Genomic DNA, 531 nt, shown 5'->3' on the forward strand with positions numbered 1-531 from the left:
ATATTATCTACCTAACTTTCCTTTTCTTTTTTATCTTTTATTTTCTCAATAGACCTATAAGTAAACCAGGCAAAGGGAATGGCTAATAAAGGCGCTCCTAAAAATAATATCAAGATAGGAAGCCTAAAAAGTATTTGCTCTATTAATAGTATGCTTAAGATAACTGAGATTAATTCAAATGGCGAACTAAGGGCTATTAATAAGGCTTGCTTAAAATAGTTTTTAAAAGATAAATCAAACCTGAGTAAAGTAATAGGTAAGTGGCTTGTTAATATTATAAGCAATATTAGTAAAATTAACAATATGCCTCCTAGCAGAGTATTTTCTATAACATTTTTATTTATATAATAATCATATAATAAAATAGTAAAAGCTAATAAAATAACCCATCCTACTTGGTTTGCCTTTTTGAAATTTTCTTTGTAAGTATTTTTAAATAGATAGCTTAAAATATTAGAGTCATCCTTATATAGTTTTGTGGATATAATATCAACTACTGCCAAAAAAGAAGGGAAGACACCAAGTATGATG

Annotated in this window: 1 protein-coding gene; it reads right to left on the reverse strand. The window is 26.9% G+C overall.

Annotated features, from left to right (window positions below; genetic code table 11):
• Nucleotides 1-11: 11 nt before the first annotated feature.
• On the reverse strand, nt 12-531 hold a 520-nt coding region (locus tag AB9Q04_RS08125; protein ID WP_410024835.1), incomplete at its 5' end, for a DUF624 domain-containing protein.

The organism is Anaerococcus groningensis, assembly GCF_046365465.1.
GTDB classification, from domain to species: domain Bacteria; phylum Bacillota; class Clostridia; order Tissierellales; family Peptoniphilaceae; genus Anaerococcus; species Anaerococcus groningensis.